The sequence below is a fragment of the Yersinia sp. J1 genome, assembly GCF_050586585.1.
GTDB classification, from domain to species: domain Bacteria; phylum Pseudomonadota; class Gammaproteobacteria; order Enterobacterales; family Enterobacteriaceae; genus Yersinia; species Yersinia entomophaga.
Map to the genome: position 1 here is coordinate 1 of NZ_JBOBDP010000062.1, position 308 is coordinate 308.

Here is a 308-nt window from a genome sequence, read left to right on the forward strand (position 1 = left end):
ACACAAAAAAGCCCCCGCAATGCGGAGGCTCGATATCCTGCTCGACGGGGAATTAACGCAGCAGAGACAAGACAGTTTGTGGAACCTGGTTAGCCTGTGCCAATACGGAAGTCCCTGCCTGCTGCAGGATCTGCGCACGGCTCATGTTGGACACTTCTGTAGAGTAATCGGCATCCTGAATACGGCTACGTGCGGAAGTCAGGTTGTTTACAGTGTTGTTCAGGTTGGTGATGGTTGACTCAAAACGGTTCTGAGACGCACCCAACACGCTGCGCTGAGTATCGACTGCTTTCAGCGCTTTATCGATA

At 52.3% G+C, this 308-nt stretch carries 1 protein-coding gene; it reads right to left on the bottom strand.

Translation table 11 applies throughout. From position 1 onward, the window contains the following. Nucleotides 1–52 precede the first annotated feature (52 nt). The coding region (locus ACQ4OC_RS19650; protein ID WP_430971570.1) for a flagellin at nt 53–308 on the bottom strand (256 nt) is incomplete at its 5' end.